18 protein-coding genes and 1 pseudogene are annotated in these 17,171 nt (G+C 70.6%); 8 read left to right on the top strand and 11 right to left on the bottom strand.

The annotated features are described in order from the left end of the window. Window positions 1-18: 18 nt before the first annotated feature. A complete protein-coding gene (locus Afe05nite_RS21980; protein WP_203819039.1) occupies window positions 19-219 on the bottom strand; it encodes a DUF5999 family protein in 201 nt (66 codons plus the stop codon). 124 nt (window positions 220-343) lie between these two features. Here Afe05nite_RS21980 and Afe05nite_RS21975 point away from each other — a divergent pair, with 124 nt between their 5' ends. Continuing rightward, the gene (locus tag Afe05nite_RS21975) at window positions 344-1,645 is read left to right on the top strand and encodes a chorismate-binding protein (RefSeq protein WP_203819038.1); all 1,302 of its coding nucleotides are present in this window, start codon (window positions 344-346) and stop codon (window positions 1,643-1,645) included. A gap of 56 nt (window positions 1,646-1,701) precedes the next feature. Here Afe05nite_RS21975 and Afe05nite_RS21970 read toward each other — a convergent pair whose 3' ends face one another. Then, a complete protein-coding gene (locus Afe05nite_RS21970; protein ID WP_203819037.1) occupies window positions 1,702-2,361 on the bottom strand; it encodes a dihydrofolate reductase family protein in 660 nt (219 codons plus the stop codon). Between the two features lie 131 nt (window positions 2,362-2,492). On the opposite strand from Afe05nite_RS21970, the gene Afe05nite_RS21965 reads away from it, so the two are divergent. Genes Afe05nite_RS21965 through Afe05nite_RS21955 form a run of 3 tightly spaced genes read left to right on the top strand, consistent with a single transcriptional unit; the run spans window position 2,493 to window position 4,280 of the window. Continuing rightward, window positions 2,493-3,263 (top strand): hypothetical protein, encoded by a 771-nt coding sequence (locus tag Afe05nite_RS21965; RefSeq protein WP_203819036.1) that lies wholly within the window; start codon window positions 2,493-2,495, stop codon window positions 3,261-3,263. Continuing rightward, window positions 3,260-3,754, top strand: coding sequence for a SigE family RNA polymerase sigma factor (locus Afe05nite_RS21960; protein ID WP_203819035.1), 495 nt, complete (start codon window positions 3,260-3,262; stop codon window positions 3,752-3,754). The genes Afe05nite_RS21965 and Afe05nite_RS21960 overlap by 4 nt, the downstream gene beginning before the upstream one ends. 25 nt (window positions 3,755-3,779) lie before the next feature. Further along, window positions 3,780-4,280: a peptide deformylase gene (locus tag Afe05nite_RS21955; RefSeq protein WP_203819034.1), complete on the top strand. Its 501-nt coding sequence runs from the start codon at window positions 3,780-3,782 to the stop codon at window positions 4,278-4,280. On the opposite strand, the gene Afe05nite_RS21950 is transcribed toward Afe05nite_RS21955, so the two are convergent. Next, window positions 4,210-4,965 (bottom strand): ArsR/SmtB family transcription factor, encoded by a 756-nt coding sequence (locus tag Afe05nite_RS21950; RefSeq protein WP_438868624.1) that lies wholly within the window; start codon window positions 4,963-4,965, stop codon window positions 4,210-4,212. The two genes, Afe05nite_RS21955 and Afe05nite_RS21950, sit on opposite strands and share 71 nt — an antisense overlap. 676 nt (window positions 4,966-5,641) lie before the next feature. Between Afe05nite_RS21950 and Afe05nite_RS21945 the strand changes: the two genes are divergently transcribed. After that, window positions 5,642-6,301, top strand: a complete 660-nt coding sequence (locus tag Afe05nite_RS21945; protein ID WP_203819032.1) for a suppressor of fused domain protein — start codon at window positions 5,642-5,644, stop codon at window positions 6,299-6,301. Here the strand turns inward: Afe05nite_RS21945 and Afe05nite_RS21940 are convergent. Continuing rightward, window positions 6,291-7,178 (bottom strand): helix-turn-helix transcriptional regulator, encoded by an 888-nt coding sequence (locus Afe05nite_RS21940; protein WP_203819031.1) that lies wholly within the window; start codon window positions 7,176-7,178, stop codon window positions 6,291-6,293. The genes Afe05nite_RS21945 and Afe05nite_RS21940 overlap by 11 nt on opposite strands. A 171-nt stretch (window positions 7,179-7,349) precedes the next feature. Between Afe05nite_RS21940 and Afe05nite_RS21935 the strand changes: the two genes are divergently transcribed. Further along, entirely contained in the window at window positions 7,350-8,336 is a 987-nt protein-coding gene (locus Afe05nite_RS21935) for an aldo/keto reductase (protein WP_203819030.1), read from the top strand. Here Afe05nite_RS21935 and Afe05nite_RS21930 read toward each other — a convergent pair. From Afe05nite_RS21930 to Afe05nite_RS21900, 7 genes and pseudogenes are all read right to left on the bottom strand, one after another. Beyond that, a complete protein-coding gene (locus tag Afe05nite_RS21930; protein ID WP_203819029.1) occupies window positions 8,333-8,974 on the bottom strand; it encodes a response regulator in 642 nt (213 codons plus the stop codon). The genes Afe05nite_RS21935 and Afe05nite_RS21930 overlap by 4 nt on opposite strands. After that, window positions 8,971-10,116 carry a sensor histidine kinase gene (locus Afe05nite_RS21925; protein WP_239118065.1) on the bottom strand — a complete coding sequence of 382 codons (1,146 nt, stop codon included), beginning with the start codon at window positions 10,114-10,116 and terminating at the stop codon, window positions 8,971-8,973. Before Afe05nite_RS21925 ends, Afe05nite_RS21930 begins: the two co-directional genes overlap by 4 nt. 8 nt (window positions 10,117-10,124) lie before the next feature. Beyond that, window positions 10,125-10,856, bottom strand: a complete 732-nt coding sequence (locus tag Afe05nite_RS21920; RefSeq protein WP_203819028.1) for an ABC transporter permease — start codon at window positions 10,854-10,856, stop codon at window positions 10,125-10,127. A 56-nt stretch (window positions 10,857-10,912) separates the two neighbouring features. Beyond that, window positions 10,913-11,572: pseudogene (locus Afe05nite_RS21915) on the bottom strand (ABC transporter ATP-binding protein); the annotation flags it as partial. Window positions 11,573-11,666: 94 nt separating this feature from the next. Further along, a complete protein-coding gene (locus tag Afe05nite_RS21910) occupies window positions 11,667-12,839 on the bottom strand; it encodes an alanine racemase (RefSeq protein WP_203819026.1) in 1,173 nt (390 codons plus the stop codon). After that, window positions 12,829-14,319, bottom strand: a complete 1,491-nt coding sequence (locus Afe05nite_RS21905) for an IucA/IucC family protein (RefSeq protein ID WP_203819025.1) — start codon at window positions 14,317-14,319, stop codon at window positions 12,829-12,831. The genes Afe05nite_RS21910 and Afe05nite_RS21905 overlap by 11 nt, the downstream gene beginning before the upstream one ends. Beyond that, window positions 14,316-15,944 (bottom strand): IucA/IucC family protein, encoded by a 1,629-nt coding sequence (locus Afe05nite_RS21900; RefSeq protein ID WP_344222895.1) that lies wholly within the window; start codon window positions 15,942-15,944, stop codon window positions 14,316-14,318. Before Afe05nite_RS21900 ends, Afe05nite_RS21905 begins: the two co-directional genes overlap by 4 nt. A 330-nt stretch (window positions 15,945-16,274) precedes the next feature. Between Afe05nite_RS21900 and Afe05nite_RS21895 the strand changes: the two genes are divergently transcribed. Both Afe05nite_RS21895 and Afe05nite_RS21890 read left to right on the top strand, forming a co-directional pair. After that, entirely contained in the window at window positions 16,275-16,637 is a 363-nt protein-coding gene (locus Afe05nite_RS21895) for a metalloregulator ArsR/SmtB family transcription factor (protein WP_203819023.1), read from the top strand. Next, complete coding sequence (locus Afe05nite_RS21890) at window positions 16,634-17,113, top strand: SRPBCC family protein (RefSeq protein WP_203819022.1); 480 nt, start codon at window positions 16,634-16,636, stop codon at window positions 17,111-17,113. Before Afe05nite_RS21895 ends, Afe05nite_RS21890 begins: the two co-directional genes overlap by 4 nt. Window positions 17,114-17,171 lie beyond the last annotated feature (58 nt).

Here is a 17,171-nt window from a genome sequence, read left to right as displayed (position 1 = left end):
TCGGCGGGTCCGTCCCGGTCAGGCCGCGAGGGCGTGGCGGGCGGGGCCGCGGTGCGGTTCGAGGATCGTGCCGTCGGGCAGGATCTCACCGGTGTCCTCGAAGACGATCACGCCGTTGCAGAGCAGGCTCCAGCCTTGCTCGGGAAAGGCGACGAGGACGCGGGCCGCTTCGCGGTCGACTGCGTCGGCGCTGGGACAAGTCAGTTGGTGCTGGCACATCGGGGGTCTCCGGTCGGGGGGCTATGTGTGACGATTCACAACGACGGTGACGGACGTTACCTCAATCGGAACGAACTTGGATCGACCGGGTGACGGCGTCCCATTGAAAGAATCCTCGCTTCGAATGGTCCACGAAACCCGCTTTGCCGACCACTTCCGGACACCTCCTTCGGGCCCGCCGCCGGCTGCTCCGGCGTCCTGCCAGGGCCGTCACCGTGCGTTAACGTCGTTCGAATGGTTCAACTGTGACGGTGGTGACCCTGCGAAGTCTGTGGCCGACTTCCTCGCCGACAACGGACTGTGCGTGCGAAACATTGGCCGAACGGTTACCCAGGTTCAGCCGACCGGCGCTGGCACAGTCTGTGGTGCGGCACTCTACGTGTCCGCGGCCGCCGGTTCTGTAATGGCGGGCGGTCCGGCCGGTGCACCGACTCCAGTGCCGACAATCCCGGACGTATACGCCGTTGTTTACGTTCACACCGGACTCGATTCCCCGTCGGCGGGGGCCGGGCGAGCAAGTGGTGGCTCATGCACCGATGATGAGGCCGGCTTGCGATGCCCTGTTGAACAGGATGTTTCCGATGCGTTCTGGTTGGGGGAGTGGACCCCGAGTTGGACGGAGCGTGAACACGCCGCCGCCGTCGGCGCGGTCCGCGAGGCGATCGGCCGGGGCGACGTCTATCAGGTGAACGTCGTGGGCCACGCCGGCGCGCCGTACCGGGGCGATCCCGCCCCCGCCCTGCGCCGGGTCGCGGAGCTGCCCGGGGCCCGCTACGGGGGCGTCCTGGCGGGCCGGGGGTGGGCGCTGGCGACCGCGTCCCCGGAGACCCTCGTGGAGGTCCGCGACGGCCGGGTGATCACCCGGCCGATCAAGGGGACCCGCCCGGCGACCGCGCTGGGCCGGCGTGAGCTGCTCGCCTCGGCCAAGGAACGCGCCGAACACGTGATGATCGTCGACCTGGAACGCAACGACCTGGCCCGGCTGCCCGGGGTCGGCCCGGTGACGGTCGACGAGCTGTTCGCCGTACGCCGATGGGTGAACCTCTGGCAGGCCGAATCGGTCGTCTCCGCCCCGATCACCGGCGACCTCGACCTCGCCGACCTGCTCCGCGCCGTCTGCCCGGGCGGCTCGGTCACCGGCGCGCCGAAGCGCGCCGCCCTGGCCGAGATCGACGCCCTCGAGCCGGTCGGCCGCGGGGTGAGCATGGGCGCCGTCGGCTGGATCGGCCCCGACCACATCGACCTGGGCCTGAGCATCCGCACCGTGGCCGTCGACGGCACCCGCGTGCACGCCTGGGCGGGCGGCGGCATCACCTGGGACAGCGACCCGGCAGCCGAAGTGGCCGAGGCCGCCGCCAAGGCCGCCCCGATCCGAGCCGCCCTGGCCGGCCCCTGCCCTGACCGCCTCTTGCCGCCCTCGTGGTGAAGATCTTCGTCGTGCCGCCGGCCGGTCTGCCCGCTTCGGCCGGGTCGGTCTTGAGGTCAGGGCTTCGGCGCCCCCAGCGAATAGGTCAGGTAGGCGAACTGGCCCCGCTGTGCCACCGACGTCAGGGTGAGCCGGGACGAGGTGAGGCGGCGGGGGAGCAGTGGTGCCCCCGCCCCCAGCGTCGCCGGCGCCACCCCGAGGATCAGCTCGTCGAGCAGGCCCGCGTCGGCGAACGCGCCCGCCAGCTCACCGCCGCCGACCACCCAGAGGTTCCTGCCGCCGGCCGCCGCGGTCATCGCCGCATGGACCGGCCGCACGTCGCCGCGGACGAAGGTCAGCGCGGCCCCGGGAATCGGCGGCAGCTCGCGATGGGTGAACACCCACGCGGGCACGTCCTGGTAGTACTCCTGCCACTTCGCGGGAGTCTCGAGCAGTTTGTCGTGCTCGAGCACCCACTCGTAGGTCGTCGAGCCCATGACGAAGGCGCCCACCTCGGCGAAGAACGTGCCGAACGGGGTGGCACCCGACTCGTCCGCCCGCCCGTCACCGCCCGACGCGTCCGCCCGCCCGTCACCGCCCGACTCGGCTGCCTGGCCGTCGCCGCCCGACTCGGCTGTCTGGCCGTCGTCGACCGCGAACAGCCACTCGAGCGAATTGTCGGGATCGGCGATGTAGCCGTCGATGGTGGTGGCGGTGTAGTACTGCGTCTTCGGCACGGAACTCAGTTTGCCCGTGGGGTGCGACAGAATTGGTCCGGCCGGCCGCCGTCGCCCGTAACTCTTCTCGGGGACGGGTGTCACCAGCGAGCACGCTCACCCCGTCCTTGCCTGTAGGAAGGGGTGCCGGGTTGACGGAAGATCTGCGGGCGTGGTTCGAGGCGGAGCTGAACGCCGAGCGCCCACCGCCACTGGGTGACGTGGTCGGCACCGCGATCCGCGACGGGCGGCGTTTGCGGCGAAAGCGACGTCTGACCCTTCTCGGGTCGATTGCCGCCCTGATCGCCGTGCTCGGCAGCGGCGCCGTCATGCTCGGTGACCCACTGGTGACGCAGCGGGAAGCGCTTTCTCCCCAAAGCGTGCCACCCGGAACGGCGGCCCCGATCCCGGCGCTCGAGGCGCGTACGTTGACGATCCACAGTGGCACCGCGGGTGCCGTCGGATCCCGTACGAAAGCGACTTCAGCGGCGATGCTTCACCTACTGACCCAGCTTCTACCACCCGGACGGACGAGTCATCTCGGCATCGCGCCGGACGATGATCTCCGGGTGCAGTTGTACGTGGACGACGGCCGCGGGTCGGCGATGGTGCGGGTCGCCGTCGCCAAGAACTCTCCCTTCGGCGACGAGTCGTCCCGCGGCGGCATGGCCACCGTGCTGATCACCCACGATCCGGACAACTGCCTGACCGCGCTGACCGTCGACGCCGAGTGGCCGGACGGCACGCTCGTCGAGGTCGACGTGCCCACCTGCCTCGCCGGCGCCGAGCCGAGCCGCGCCGCGCTGACCGCCGACCAGGCGGTCATGCTGGCCACCGACCCGCGCTGGGGCGTCACGATGGACCGGCAACTGGTCGCGGAGGCCGCCGAACGCTTCGACCGGGTGCCGGTGGCGGCCGAATGACCGACGACGAGGAATTCGCCGAGTTCGCCAACGCGCACGCCGAGCGCCTGCGCAACACCGCGTTCATGCTGTGCCGCGACTGGCATCTCGCCCAGGACCTGACCCAGACCGCGCTCACGAAACTGTTCCTGAGCTGGCGCCGGGCCGTGCAGGCGGAGAACCTCACGGCGTACGCCCAGAAGATCCTCCTGCGCGCCTACCTCGATCACCGCCGGCGCCGCTCGTCGACCGAGTCGACCCCGGGTGTGCTGCACGAACCGGCCTATCGGGAGAACCCGGAACTGCGGCTGACCATGCTCGACGCCCTCGGCCGGCTGTCGGCGCGGGACCGGGCGATCGTGATCCTGCGCTATTTCGAGGACTACAGTGTCGACCAGGTCGCCGACGTGCTGGAGTTGCCGGTCAGCGTGGTGAAGAGCCAGACCCGGCGCTCGCTCACCAAACTGCGTGAACTTCTCGCCGCCGACCAGCTCGCCCTCTTCGCCGGCTAGGTAACGACCGATTACGCTCCTGGTCATGACCGTCCGGCCGATCCGCATCTACGGCGACCCTGTCCTGCGCACCGAGTGCGACCCGGTCACCGCTTTCGACAAGGAGTTGCGCGACCTCGTCGCCGACCTCGAGGATTCGGTGCGGGTGGCGGGCCGTGCCGGCGTCGCCGCCCCGCAGATCGGCGTCAGCGTCCGCGCCTTCTCCTTCAACGTCGCGGGCCAGGTCGGCCACATGATCAACCCGGTCCTGAGCAACCTCGAGGGCGAGCAGGAGGACGACGAGGCCTGCCTGTCCCTGCCCGGCCTGGGCTTCCTGACGAAACGGGCCATGTCGGTCACCGCGCACGGCTTCGACCAGCACGGCGAGCCACTGGTGATCGAGGGCACCGGCTTCCTCGCCAGGGCACTGCAGCATGAGACCGACCACCTGGCCGGCCGCCTCTACATCGACACCCTCACCGGCGACGTGCGGCGGCAAGCACTGCGTGAGCTGCGCCGGGTGAGCCCGTCCCCGCAGGGTCGATAACGATTCCGAGCTGCTCCGCGAACGCCTCCTCCCCGGCCGCCGTGACCTTGACGGCGCGCCCGCTGCCGATCCGCACGATCCACCCGGCCTCGAACGCGTGCCGGCAGATCTCCGCGCCCGCCACGCCGGCGAGGTGACTGCGCCGCTCGGTCCAGTCGAGGCACTCACGGAGGACCGGCCGCCGCCCCGCCCCGTCCAGGAACACCCCGAGTGACCCGAGCCAGGCGATGCCCCGCGAGGTCAAGGCCAATCCCCGGGTACGCGTGACGAACCCGTTCCCGGCCAGCGCGTCCGCGACAGCCACCCCCAGATAGCCCGCAAGGTGGTCGTAACAGGTGCGCGCGAACGCCAGGTTCTGCCTTTTGTGCGCCGCCGCCAGTGTCGTCACGACTGGGGCGGCCCTCCGAGGCGTCGAGGCCACCGTCTCGATCAGCACCGCCACCTGCGGGCTTGCCAGTTGAAGATAGCGGTGCCGCCCTTGCCGCCGCTGAGCCAGCAACCCACCCCGGACCAGCCGGTCGGCGTGCTCGCTGGCCGTCGAAATCGCCACCCCGGCGTGCTTGGCGAGCTCCCCGACAGTCCAGGCCCGCCCGTCAAGCAGCGCAAGGCAGAAGGACGCCCGAGTCCGGTCGGCAAGTAGCCCGGCCCACGCCGCGAGATCCTCCGCCCCATCCATGCCCCCGATCATGTCGCATGCTCACTTCGGCCCCCACCGAACACTGATCTTCCTAGGACGCTCTACACGCGGTGCTCGCCGCCACTGAAGTCGCCTAGAAACCGGCAAGCGGGGATGGCCCAGCCCGTCGAGAGCCATCACGCCGCAGGCCTTCACCTGGCACTTCACCGACTTCACCGACTTCGCCGGCAGATGGGTGAGCGGTGCTTCAGCCGCGCACGCTCAGCTCTGCGCCTTCCGTCGGCCTCAGCGGCCTCCCTCCGACCGCCCGCCGGCTTCTGCCCGCTCCTACGGACATCCCGCCGCCGTCGCCGCCCACCCACGGTCCTGCGGGCTTCTGCCCGCTCTTGCCCGCTCTTGCCGGTCCTGCCCGGTCCTGCCCGGTCCTGCCCGGTCCTGCCCGGTCCTGCCCGGTCCTGCCCGGTCCTGCCCGGTCCTGCCGGGCGGCAGCTCGGGCCGCGGGATCTTGAGCCGGCCCGGCTGGGGGTGTCGCCGGTCTGGGGGATGGCCCCGGGCTTGCGGGATGGCCCCGGCTTAGGGGATGCGGTCTCGCCGCCGCTTGCGCGGTCGCCTCGGCGGGGCGGGACCAAGACGCCGCCGAAGCGAAACGCTGATAACTGGCCGGACGGGCGAACCCGTTTCGGGTCGGCCTTGCGACCGACGCGCGCTGCCAGGGGTGCGCCTAGTGTTTTCGGCGGTGACCTTCCCCATGCACGAGGGGACCGCGGGCGCCGCCTCTCGTGGGGGCGGTGCCCGCGTCGTCGGGCATGATCGTCGGGTGGCCAAGTTGATCGAGCACCTTGAGTCGTATCTCGGGCCCATGGCCGGCGGCAGCTCGGGGGACGAGTCGACTCCCCGAGGCGTGCAGGTGGCCTGGTTTCCGGACTCGCCCTGGGGCGGCGTCACCACCCTCGTGACGCTTGGCCTTTCGCGACGGCACCTCGCGCTGCCGGGCGGCGAGGCGATGCATCAGGAACTGATGATGCACGTGCGCAACGACCATGCGGCCGATGCGGTCGGACTGCTCTTCCAGCTCGCCGGTCAGATGGTGGATCGGCGAGCGGCGCTGCGGCACGCCGAACTGATCGGGCCGCGCGGTCCGGTGTTCCCCGGGAGCCGGGCGACGGCGCTCGTGGCGATCAGCCCGCACTGGATGCCGGAGAAGTTCGAGGTGTGCCGGCTCGAGGAGGATGTGCCGGCGATCTTCGCCTGGCTGGTGCCGATCACCACCGGCGAGGCCGCTATGTTGCGCACCGGTGGGTGGGACAGCCTGCGGAAGGCGTTCGCGACCCAGGACCCGGATCTGGCCGATCCCGCACGCCCGGAGATCATGTTTACCCCGTGACATGGGCGTTTCCGGTGAAATCGAAGCCTTCTGGCTCGTGCTCGACCGGGAAGGCCTCCCAGGCGAGCACCAGGAGCAGTGCCAGCCTCTCCTGCGAGTCCTCATCGGCCGGGGTCAGGACCAGGAGCTGCTGCCGCAGGTCGGGAGTCACAAGCGTTTCGCAGTCCATCGTGATGGGGCCGACGCGCGAGTTGACGAACGTCTTGCGGTCGGCCCGGCGGACCGCGACCTCGTGCTCGGCCCACAGCCGGCGGAAGTCGGGACTCGCCTGCTGCAGGCGTTTGACAAGCCCGGTGACGGCCGGGTCGTCGGGGCGGCGGCCGGCCACCGCGCGCAGGTCGGCGACCTGCTGACGGGCGTGGCGTTCCCATTCCGCGTGCGGGTGCAGGTCGCGCAGGGCCGGATCGGTGAAGAAGCGGTAGGCGACGTAGCGCGAGTCGCCGCTGAGGCCGGTGTTGTTGCCGGTCAGCAGGATCGACGCCTGGTTCTGCGCCAGCACCTCGCCGAGGTCGGACAGGACCATTGCCGGGTTGTTGCCGACGAGGTCGAGCATGCGGATCAGGCCGGCGCGGGCCAGGCGGGAGGCGCTGTCGGCCAGGGGCGGCTGGTGGCCGGCGAGGTGGAAGAGGTGGTCCCGTTCGTCGTCGGTCAGCCGTAGGGCGCGGGCGAGGGCGGCGAGCACCTGCACCGACGGCTGGCTGGACCGGCCCTGTTCGAGGCGGGTGACATAGTCGGTGGACATGCCGGCGAGCCCGGCGACCTCTTCGCGGCGCAGCCCGGCCAGCCGGCGGCGCGGGCCGGGGGCGATGCCCACCATGCTCGGGCGGACGGCCCCGCGTCGGCGGCGCAGGAAGTCGGCTAGCTGCTGGCGTTGCATGTCTTCATGCTGCCTTGTTGTGGGGTCGGGAGACAGGGAGCGTTGCTCCTACGTTGAGGCTTCTTGGGCCCTGAGACTAGGAGCGGCGCTCCTACGATGGCCGCTCCTCTCCCGCGGCCGGTCCGACCGTTGCACGGTTGGTGGCGAGAACGACGACGAGGGAGAGCAACGATGCAGACACGCACTTTGGGAGACGCGGGCCCGGTGGTTTCGGCTTTGGGGCTGGGAGCGATGAGCATGTCGGGGACCTATGGGCCGGCGGATCGGGGCGAGAGCATCGCTACGGTGCATGCCGCGCTGGATGCGGGGGTCACCCTGATCGACACGGGCGACTTCTACGGGATGGGCCACAACGAGCTGCTGCTCAATGAGGCGCTGCGCGGGCGGGACCGGTCGGGTTACCTGTTGAGTGTGAAGTTCGGGCAGCAGGTGGGGCCGGGCATGCGGTTCGCCGGTCAGGACAGCCGGCCGGAGTCGGTGAAGAACTTCCTGAGCTATTCGCTGACGCGGCTGGGTGTGGATCACATCGACATCTACCGGCCGGCTCGTCTCGACCGGTCGGTGCCGGTGGAGGAGACGGTGGGGGCGATCAAGGAGATGATCGACGCGGGTTACGTGCGCTATGTGGGCCTGTCGGAGGTCGATGCGGAAACCGTTCGGCGGGCGCATGCCGTGCACCCGATCGCCGATCTGCAGATCGAGTATTCGTTGTTGTCGCGGGCGGTGGAGGCGGAGGTTCTGCCGACGTTGCGGGAGCTCGGGATCGGCATGACCGCCTACGGTGTGCTCGGTCGGGGTCTGCTCTCGGGGAACTGGGCGCCGGGGCGGGCCGATGATCCGCGTAATCACAGTCCGCGGTTCTCGGCGGAGAATGCCGGGCACAACCTGGCCCTGGCGGAGGCGTTGCGTCGGGTTGCCGGGGCGAAGGGTTGTTCGGTGGCGCAGCTGGCTATCGCCTGGGTGGCGGCGCAGGGCGCGGGGATCGTGCCGCTGGTGGGTGCGCGCACCCGGGAGAGGCTGGCGGAGGCGTTGCCGGCGCTGGAGGTGGAGCTGTCCGCCGATGATCTGACGGAGATCGAGAAGGCGGTGCCGAAGGGATCGGCGCGCGGCGATCGTTATCCGGCGGCGTTCATGTCGGCGCTCGGCGTCGGGAACTAACGGGCGCCGAGCAGGCCGCGGTTGTAGCCCTCGGCGACGGCCGAGGCGCGGTCGTTGACCTCCAGCTTGGCGTAGATGTTGATCAGGTGGGTCTTGACCGTCGCCTCGGTGATGAAGAGTTTCCTGGCGGCGTCGCGGTTGGTGTGTCCGGCGGCGACGAGGCGCAGCACTTCGAGTTCGCGTTCGCTGAGCGGGCCCGTGGTGGGTGCGGGGGTGCGCAGACGGTTCATCAGGCGGGCGGCCACGGAGGGGGAGAGGGTGACCTCGCCGCGGGCGGCTGATCGCACGGCGCGCAGCAGTTCGTCTCGGGGCGCGTCCTTGAGCAGGTAACCGGTGGCGCCGGCCTCGATGGCGGGTAGCACGTGGCTGTCGGTGTCGTAGGTGGTCAGCACCAGGATGTGGCTCTTGACGCCGCGCCGGGTGAGTTCGCCGATGGCGGTGACGCCGTCCATGCCGGCCATCCGCAGGTCCATGAGGATGACGTCGGGGGTGAGGGTTTCGGCCATGCGGATCGCTTCGGCGCCGTCGGCGGCCTCGCCGACCACGGTGAACTCGGGGTTGCGGGCGAACATGCTGCTGAGGCCGTCGCGGACGACCGGGTGGTCGTCGGCGATGAGCAGGGTGATCGGGGTTTTCAACTCAGCGGCCTTTCCGCGGGCAGGCAGGCCGAGATGCCGGTTCCGCCGCCTGTTTCGGTTTCGATCTGGAGGGTGCCGTGCAGGGCTTCGATTCGTTGTCGCATCGCTTCGAGGCCGAAGCCGCCGTTGGTGGTGGAGGGGTCGAAGCCGGGACCGTCGTCACGGACGTCGAGGGCGGTCTGGTTGTCCATGTAGGACAGAGTGAGGCCGACGCGGGTGGCGTGGCCGGCGTGCTTGGCGACGTTGGCGAGGGCTTCCTGGGCGGTGCGCAGCAGGGCCACTTCGGCTTCCGGGGGCAGGGTGCGGGTGTCGCCGGTGACGGTGAACTGGGTGGGGATGCGCACGCGGGCGGACCAGGTGGCGGCGACGTCGGTGATCGCGTCGGCGAGGCGGCCGGTCTCGAGTGGCTCGGGGCGCAGTTCGTTCACCGACCGGCGCGCTTCGGTGAGGCTTTCCCGGGCGAGGGCGACGGCTGCGCGGTGGTGGCGGCGCCAGTCGTCGGAGTCCTCGGCCGCTTGCAGCTGGGTGATGATTCCGGTGAGGCCCTGGGCGAGGGTGTCGTGGATCTCGCGGGCCATGCGGGCCCTTTCGTCGAGGACGCCGGCCCGGCGGGCGAGGGCTTCGTTCTCCTGCTGGGCCGCGGTGAGCCGGCTGTAGTAGCGCTCGCCGACGCGGCCTATCCAGGCGAGCATGCACATCGGTACGACGTTGGCGAGGATGACGGCGATCCGGGAGAGGATGCCGGTCCAGGTGTGGTAGTCCAGGCCGGTCGCCTGGGCGGTGCCGGCGACCACGGCGGCACCGGCGACGAAGAACAGTTCGCGGGGCCAGCCGATGATCCGGTAGGCGTAGAAGTAGAGGGCGGGGCTGAAGAAGCCGAACCAGGGCATCCGGATCGCCATGACGAGGCCGAAGAGGATGAGACCGGTCAGGAACACCTCGGGTTTGCCGAGATTCAGGGTGAACATGACGAGGATCCACAGTGCGGCAATCGCGCAGAGGGCGAGATCAAGGGCGTAGTCGCGTTTGAGGAACACGGTCAGGACGGCCAGGGCGGCGAGCAGGACGTAGGGGACCACGGTCACCAGTGGTTTGAGGCGCTGCTCCCAGGCGGCCGGCCCGGTCATCTGCCAACTCTGCATTTCCGCTCCTATTCCCAGCGGAACAATTTAGCCGCTGCCAGGGCTGCGCCGCCCGCCCACAAGACCATCGTGATCAGGGCGAGCCAGTGGGGCCAGTGGCCGCTGGTGGTGTCCTGCATGGCGGTCACGGCGGCGCCCATGGGGGTGGCCTGGCTGACGTGGCGCAGGACGGCGGGCATGGTCTGGATCGGCAGGAACAGGCCACCGAGGAAGACCATGGGGTAGAAGACGGCGGATCCGATGGCGTTGGCGGCGCGTCCGCCGGGTGCGGCCGCGGCGACGAGCAGGCCGACCGCGGTCAGGGCGACTGCGGCGAGGACGGTGGTGAGGACGAAACCGGCTGGTTGGCGGGGGAACGCTACGCCGTACGCGAGCCGGGCGGTGAGAAGGACGGTGGTGACCGAGACGGCGGCGGTGAGCAGCGTGATGATCAGTTGGGCGGCGAGGACCCGGGCGGGGCCGACGGGGGTGGTGCGCAGCCGCCGCAGAACGCCTTTCTCGCGGTAGCCGGCGAGCACGGCCGGTAGGACGTTGAGGGCGAGCATGGCGAGGACGAAGGCGATCAGGATCGGTACGTAGACGTCGAGCAGTGTCAGGCCGCCGAGGTCGTCGCGGCGTTCGCGGTAGAACGGGAGGTTGCCGAAGATGATCAGCAGGATCAGAGGCAGTCCGACGCCGAAGGCCGGACCAGCTTTCTCGCGCAGGAACAGGCGCAGCTCGATGAGGGTCAGGGTGGTCATGCGGTCCTCCCGGTGAGGGTGACGAAAGCGTCTTCGAGGGTGGGCTGGCCTTCGTTCGCGGTCAGTTCGGCGGGGGTGCCGGCGACCAGCACCCGGCCGTCGTGGATCACCGCGACGCGGTCGCAGAGCCGTTCGGCCTCGGGCATGAAGTGGGTGACGAGCAGGATCGTGACTCCCTGGTCCCGTACTTCGGAGATGAGGTCCCAGGTGTCGCGGCGGGCGTGCGGGTCGAGTCCGGTGGTGAGCTCGTCGAGCACGGCGATGCGGGGGCGCCCGATCAGGGCCAGCGCGATGGAGAGCCGTTGTTTCTGACCTCCGGACAGCTTCGCGTACGGGGTTTTCTCCCGTCCCTTGAGTCCGAGCTGCGCGAGCAGTTCTTTCGCGTCGGCGGGGTCCGGATAGAACGACTGGTAGAGGCGCATCGCCTCGCCGACCCGGAGCCGGTCGGGCAGTTGGCCGTCCTGCAGTTGCACGCCGACCCGGCGGGTCAGTTCCTCATGGTCGCGGTGCGGGTCGCGGCCCAGCACCCGAATCCGGCCGCGATCCGGGGTGCGGAGCCCGATCAGGCACTCGACGGTGGTGGTCTTGCCGGCGCCGTTACGGCCGAGGATGCCGAAGATCTCACCCGGCCCGACGGTGAACGAGACGTCGTCGACCGCGACCGTTGTGCCGTACGCCTTGTGGAGGTGCTCCACCTCGATGACTGATGCACTCATGCCGTCCTGCTTCCGCCGGTCTTCGCTGACAGGAGTCAGCTTCGCCGTGCGGGCAGGCCCCGCGGATCACCCGATCTCCCGGGCGGCCGGTGGATCAGCGGGACCGGTGGATCGGTGGAGCGACTCCACCGATCGGTTGACTGCCGGGCCGGGTGAGCACGAACTCGGGCGGGTCGTGACGAAGGAACTCGTGGTGCGAGATGTCCCAGCCGTAGGCGCCGGTTCGGGCGAAGACCAGGATGTCGCCGGCCCGCAGTCGCTCGACGTGCCGGGCGCGGGCGAGGACGTCGCGGGGGGTGCACAGCTCGCCGACCGCGTCGACCTCGGTGTCGCGGACTTCCGGGCGGGGGTAGGGGTGCGGCCATTCGTCGACCGGGACGACGGTGAACGGGTGGCTGTAACCCCAGGCGGCGGGGAGCCGGAAGTGGTGGGTGCCGCCACGCAGGACCGCGAAGGTCCGCCCGTGCGTGGTTTTCAGGTCGAGCACCTCGGTGGCGTACCAACCGGCGTCGGCGGCGAGGTAGCGGCCGGGCTCGAAGATGAGGTCGATGCCGTCGGGCACGTCGACGGTGTGCAGGGCAGTGAGGTCCATTCGCGCGGCGGACAGGTAGTCGACGCCGAAGCCCCCGCCGACGTTGACCACCTGGAGGTCGATGCCGAGGGCGCGGGCCGTGTCCGCCGACCAGGTGAGGGCGTCGGTGACGAAGGCGGCGTGGGCGTCGCCGTCCATGTTGTTGGAGACGGCGTGCAGGTGGAAGCCGATGACGCGGACACCGGGGATCTTCTTGAGTTGGGTTTCGTCTATCCCGAACGGGGTCGGCGTGCCGGTCATGGCGTGACTGCCGCGCAGCCCGCCGTGCGCCCGGTTGACTCGCAGGCACACCGTGGGTTCGTCGCCGAGGGCGGCGATCCGCCGCAGCTCGTGCTCGCTCTCCGCGTTGATCAGCGCCCCGGACTCGATCGCCGCGGCGAGTTCGGCGTCGGTCTTGCCGGGCCCGCCGAAGACGATCCGCCGCGCGCCCGCCGCTCGCGCCAGGTCCAGCTCGCCGCCGGAGGCGACTTCGAGCCCGTCGCAGGCGGCCGCCATGGTCCGGACGACCTCCGGGTGTCCGTTCGCTTTGACGGCATACAGCAGCGTGGCCCGGCTCGGCAGGGCCGCCCGTACCTCGGCGACCCGGTCCCGCAACGCCCCGGTGTCGTATACGTAGGCGCAGACCGGCTTGTTCAGCCCGCGCAGCAGGTCGGCGTGGGCGGTGTCAGTTCCCATGCAGGGGGTTCCGGACCGGGATGTAGATGTCGCCCGCACCGGCCAGGCGCATGCGGACCAGGGCCTTGTGCGGCACCGTCGGCGCCGTGAAGGCGGCATGGTCGTCGCCCGTGCAGCACGAGTCGAGGACCTCGCGGATGATCCGCCACGCCTGCGCCTCGTCGATGTCGAGCCGCAGCACGATCTCACCCAGGTGGGCCTGGAACAGCGTGTAGCCGATCTTCGCCCGCATCACCTCGACGTCGTCGGTACCCACCACCGAACCCGGCCACAGACTGATGTCATGTCCCGCGGCGGCCAGGCGGGGCAGGTGCAGGCGTAGGCCGGCGAAGTCGCGCAGGGCAAGCCGGTGCGGCCGGCCGTCGATGAACGTGGGCAGGCAGTTCTGCAGGTGCGCCTCCAGACCGACACCGCGGGCGGTCAGCCGCATGAGCGGCGGAAGCAGCAATTCCGCGTACTCCCGCAACCACACCGCCGGGTCACCCACGACGAGCTTGTCGAGCAGGAACGGCAGGGCCCCGCCCGGGATGGCCCGTTCGCCCGGCTCCAATCGGCCGGCCAGGCCGTCGCGGCGGATCGCCGACATGTCCCGTCCGGACCCGACCGGCACCGCCGCGCCCGCCGTCTCGGACATCAGCAGCAGCCGGTGGCCGTCGGGGTCGTCGGCGGCGAGCCGGTGCAGCAGCTGCGAGACGGCCGGTCCGTTGCGGGTGCTGGCCACGCTGATGCTGCGTCGTGTCGAGGTGACCTGGATGTCGAGCGACACCTTCAGGTATTCACCGGTGTCCGGCAGCAGCAGCGTCCGCAGAGCGGCTGTCGGCACGGCGCGTACTTCGTCTCCCAGGATCTTCAACGACCCGTCGTTCAGCATGGCCGCGTAGCGGACGGGAATGACCATGTCCCGCTGCCAGCGGTGGACCGGCTGGACCGTGTAGCCGGCCGGTGCCTGCACCTGCGGCCAGAGCGCCTCACCGAGGTGCAGCTCGTCGCGGACGGCCACGAACCCGACCGAGGTCAGTGGTGTCTCCAGGTCGTAGGCGAGGACATCGCCCGTGTCCCACCCGAGCCTGGTGCGTCCGCAGGGATGCAAGTTATGTCCCGCGACGGCAAGGCGTTCCAACCCGATCGCCTGCCAATCCGGGCCGTCGCCGATCTCGGCCGGTGGCCGGGCCATCGCGATCGCCAGGTTGAGCACGGCGTTGCGCAACTCGGCCGCGAACCCGGGGGCCTCGATCCCGTCGAGCAGGTCCACCGGGTCGCCGACGCCCGAGGTCGGATATTCGACCCGGCCGAACGCGTGGCTGTCCCCGGGCCCCATGTCGCGGATACCCTCCCGGACAAGCGCACCGCGCAGCCGCCTGCCGACCACGTCGGCGGCCACCGGGAGAGCGGCGAGAAATCCGTCGAGCAGTGACGGTGCGTGGACGGCCAGGGCGGCTTCGGTGTGGGCGAGGCGTTCCGGGGAGATGCTGCGCGTCATGCGTGCTCCGCCATGGGGTTGTCGAGGTAGGCCCAGATGTCGTCGAGCTGATCGGCGGCGAGGCGCATCGCCGTGGTCGCCTTGACCGGCAGCGGGTCGCGCAGAAGATGCTCGGCGTCGCTGGTGCCGGTGTCCCGGACGGCGGCGGCGACGATGGCCCACAGCCGTTGCGGGTCGGCGCCGTGGTGCCGGGTCAGGGCGGCGACCAGCTCGGCGGCGACCGTGCCGAACGCGGCCGCCGACAGTTTGGTGCGCAGCACCTGGGGGTCGTCGGTGGGCAGGTCACCGATCAGCCGCGGCACCTCGATCCCGGCCGCGCCGAGCCGGCGCCCGCTCACGCGCACGCCACCGAGGTCGCGGTAGAGGATCCGGGTGGGCCGGTGGTCGCGCAGCACGACGAGGGTGTTCTGCCCGTGCGCCTCCAGGGCGATCCCGCGGTCGAGCACGCTCACCAGCGGCGCGAAGAGCAAACTGGCGAGCCGGCCCATGAAGTCGTACGGGTCGGGCACCGTCGACAACAGCAGCTCCGACGCCCCGTACAGGGCGAGCGGCACGACTGTCTCCCCGTGGGCGAAGCGCGGCGCCTCCCGGGTCAGGTAGGCCAGGTGCCGCTGCGGCTGCCCGTCGACGAGTACGGCCCCGGCGCCGGTCTCGGCCAGCACGTCGATGGGCAGGTCGGCCAGGACGCGCCGGAGCAGCCGGGACAGCACCGGCCCGTTGTGCACGGCCGCCGGTGACACGGTGCGGACGGCCGAGGTCATCTGCACGTCGACCGCCGTCTTCAAGTGCGGCCCCCCGCCCACCGGCACGACCGTGCGCAACGACATGAGCGGCCGCACCGGCGATGTCTCCCCGTCGTCGCCGAGCCACGGATAGCGGTCGCGGAGGTGGTCGGCCTGCCACGGGTGGGCGAGCAGGATCGGCTCGGCGCCGCCGTACCAGCGGTCCGCCGGAACCCGCAGCCGTCGCAGCCGGAAGACGGGGGAGTGCTCGGGGGCATAGGCAAGGACGTCGGCCACGCTCATCCCGCCCCGGGTCCGCGCACACGGGTGCAGCGGATGCCCGTCGACGATGGACTGTTCGGCCCGCGCGAGCCCGTCCGGATCGCCGGCTCGCGGCAGTTGCCGCACGGTGCGGGCGGCCCGGGCGAGCGCCATGTTGGCGACACTGTTGTCGATCTCGGCGGCGAGGTCGCTGCCTGGCCACAGCACCCGCACCAGCGTCGCCGGGTCGGACAGGACCGCTCCCGGCTCCCCGTCCCGGTCCGAGCCGTCCCGGTCCGAGCCGACCTGGTTCGAGCCGGCCTGGTCAGCAGGCCTGTTGCCGGCCCGCACCCGCACGATCAGCCCGGCGTGCGCCACAGCGAAGGCCGCCGCCGCTTCCCGCGGATACCGAACCGTCACCCCGGGGAAGGACACTTCGCCATCACGCCGCGAGATCAGACCGGGCAGGGGCTCGCGGTCGAGCGCTCCGAGCAGCCGCCCCATCACCGAGGCGCGCGCTCCGGGCAGCTCGGCGTCATAGCGTTCCAGCAGTTCAGCGCGAACTTCGGCGAGGTCGGCACGGGTCTGACCAGGATCGGCGGTGTGCCGGATCGGCGGGGAACTGGACGAAGGTCGCGGCACGCCGCCCATTGTGCAACTGCCCGTCCCGGACTATCGCCGGCCAGTCCCGCCACGTGAGCGAAGACGCAGTAACCAAATCTCCATCCTAGGACGCTCTACAGGTGGTGCGCTCGACGACAGCGCACCAAAGACCCAAACCAAAATAAGGAATCAACGACATCCCGCCGGACAAGCGAGGAGCCGGCCCGGAAGGCCGGCGACCACACCGGCTTGAGAGGAGTGCCGTTCAGTCTTCCGGTGCGCGCGCCGGGGGCACAGTCGACTTCGGTCCAGGAAGTTCTGGACCATGGTCGTTGCCTGACGCGTAACACACCGGTTACGCTTCCCGCCGTGGACGAAGTGGCCGGCGCGATCGCTGATCAGGTGCGGCGCGAGATTCTGCTGATGCTGCGCGACGAGCCGTTGTCGGCCGGGCAGATCGCCGACCGGTTCGAGATCAGCCGGCCGGCGGTCAGTCGTCATCTGCGGGTGTTGCGTGCGGCCGGCCTGGTCAGCGACACCGCGGACGGGCGCCGGCGGGTCTACACGCTGCGCACCGAGCCGCTCGGGGAGCTGGCCGGCTGGTTGGCGAGTTTGACCCGGCCGTCGGGTTGGCAGCATCGCCTCGACGCGCTGGGGACCGAGGTTTATCGCACCCGCCGGGAGCGGCAGTCGGCCGCCGGGCGGGATCAATCTTCGAGGGAGACCGCATGAGCCCGACACCGACCGGCCGCCTGTTCGGCGACGACCTGGTGCTGACCCGCACGTTCCGCGCCCCGATCGACGACGTGTGGGCGAGCATCACCGTCTCGGAGCGCACGGCGCGGTGGTTCGGCCCTTGGGAGGGCGTGGCGGCGCAGGGCCGCACGATCAAGGTGCAGATGGCGTACGAGGAGGGTGCGCCGTGGATGGACATGTTGATCGAGGCGTGTGAGGCGCCGCGCCGGCTGGCGGTGTCGTCCGGGGCGGAGCCGGACGTGTGGCGGCTGGAGATGGTGCTGACCGAGCGCGCGGGGGTGACGGAGTTGCGTTTCACTCAGCACTTGAGTTCGACGGAGGGCGTGGGTGAGGTCGGTCCGGGCTGGGAGTATTACCTGGATGGGCTGGTGGCGTCGCGGGACGGGGTGGCGTTGCCGGAGTTCGGTGACTACTACCCGGCGCAGAAGGAGTATTTCGAGGCGCTGCGGTGATCGGGGAAATGGGGTTGCGCCGCAAGTAGCGGGCCGGGCAGGTTTGAGCCCACGGCAA

It is taken from the genome of Paractinoplanes ferrugineus, assembly GCF_016862195.1.
GTDB classification, from domain to species: Bacteria; Actinomycetota; Actinomycetes; order Mycobacteriales; family Micromonosporaceae; genus Actinoplanes; species Actinoplanes ferrugineus.
Note: the sequence above shows the minus strand (reverse complement) of the source record. Positions and strands in the feature narration are given on the sequence as shown.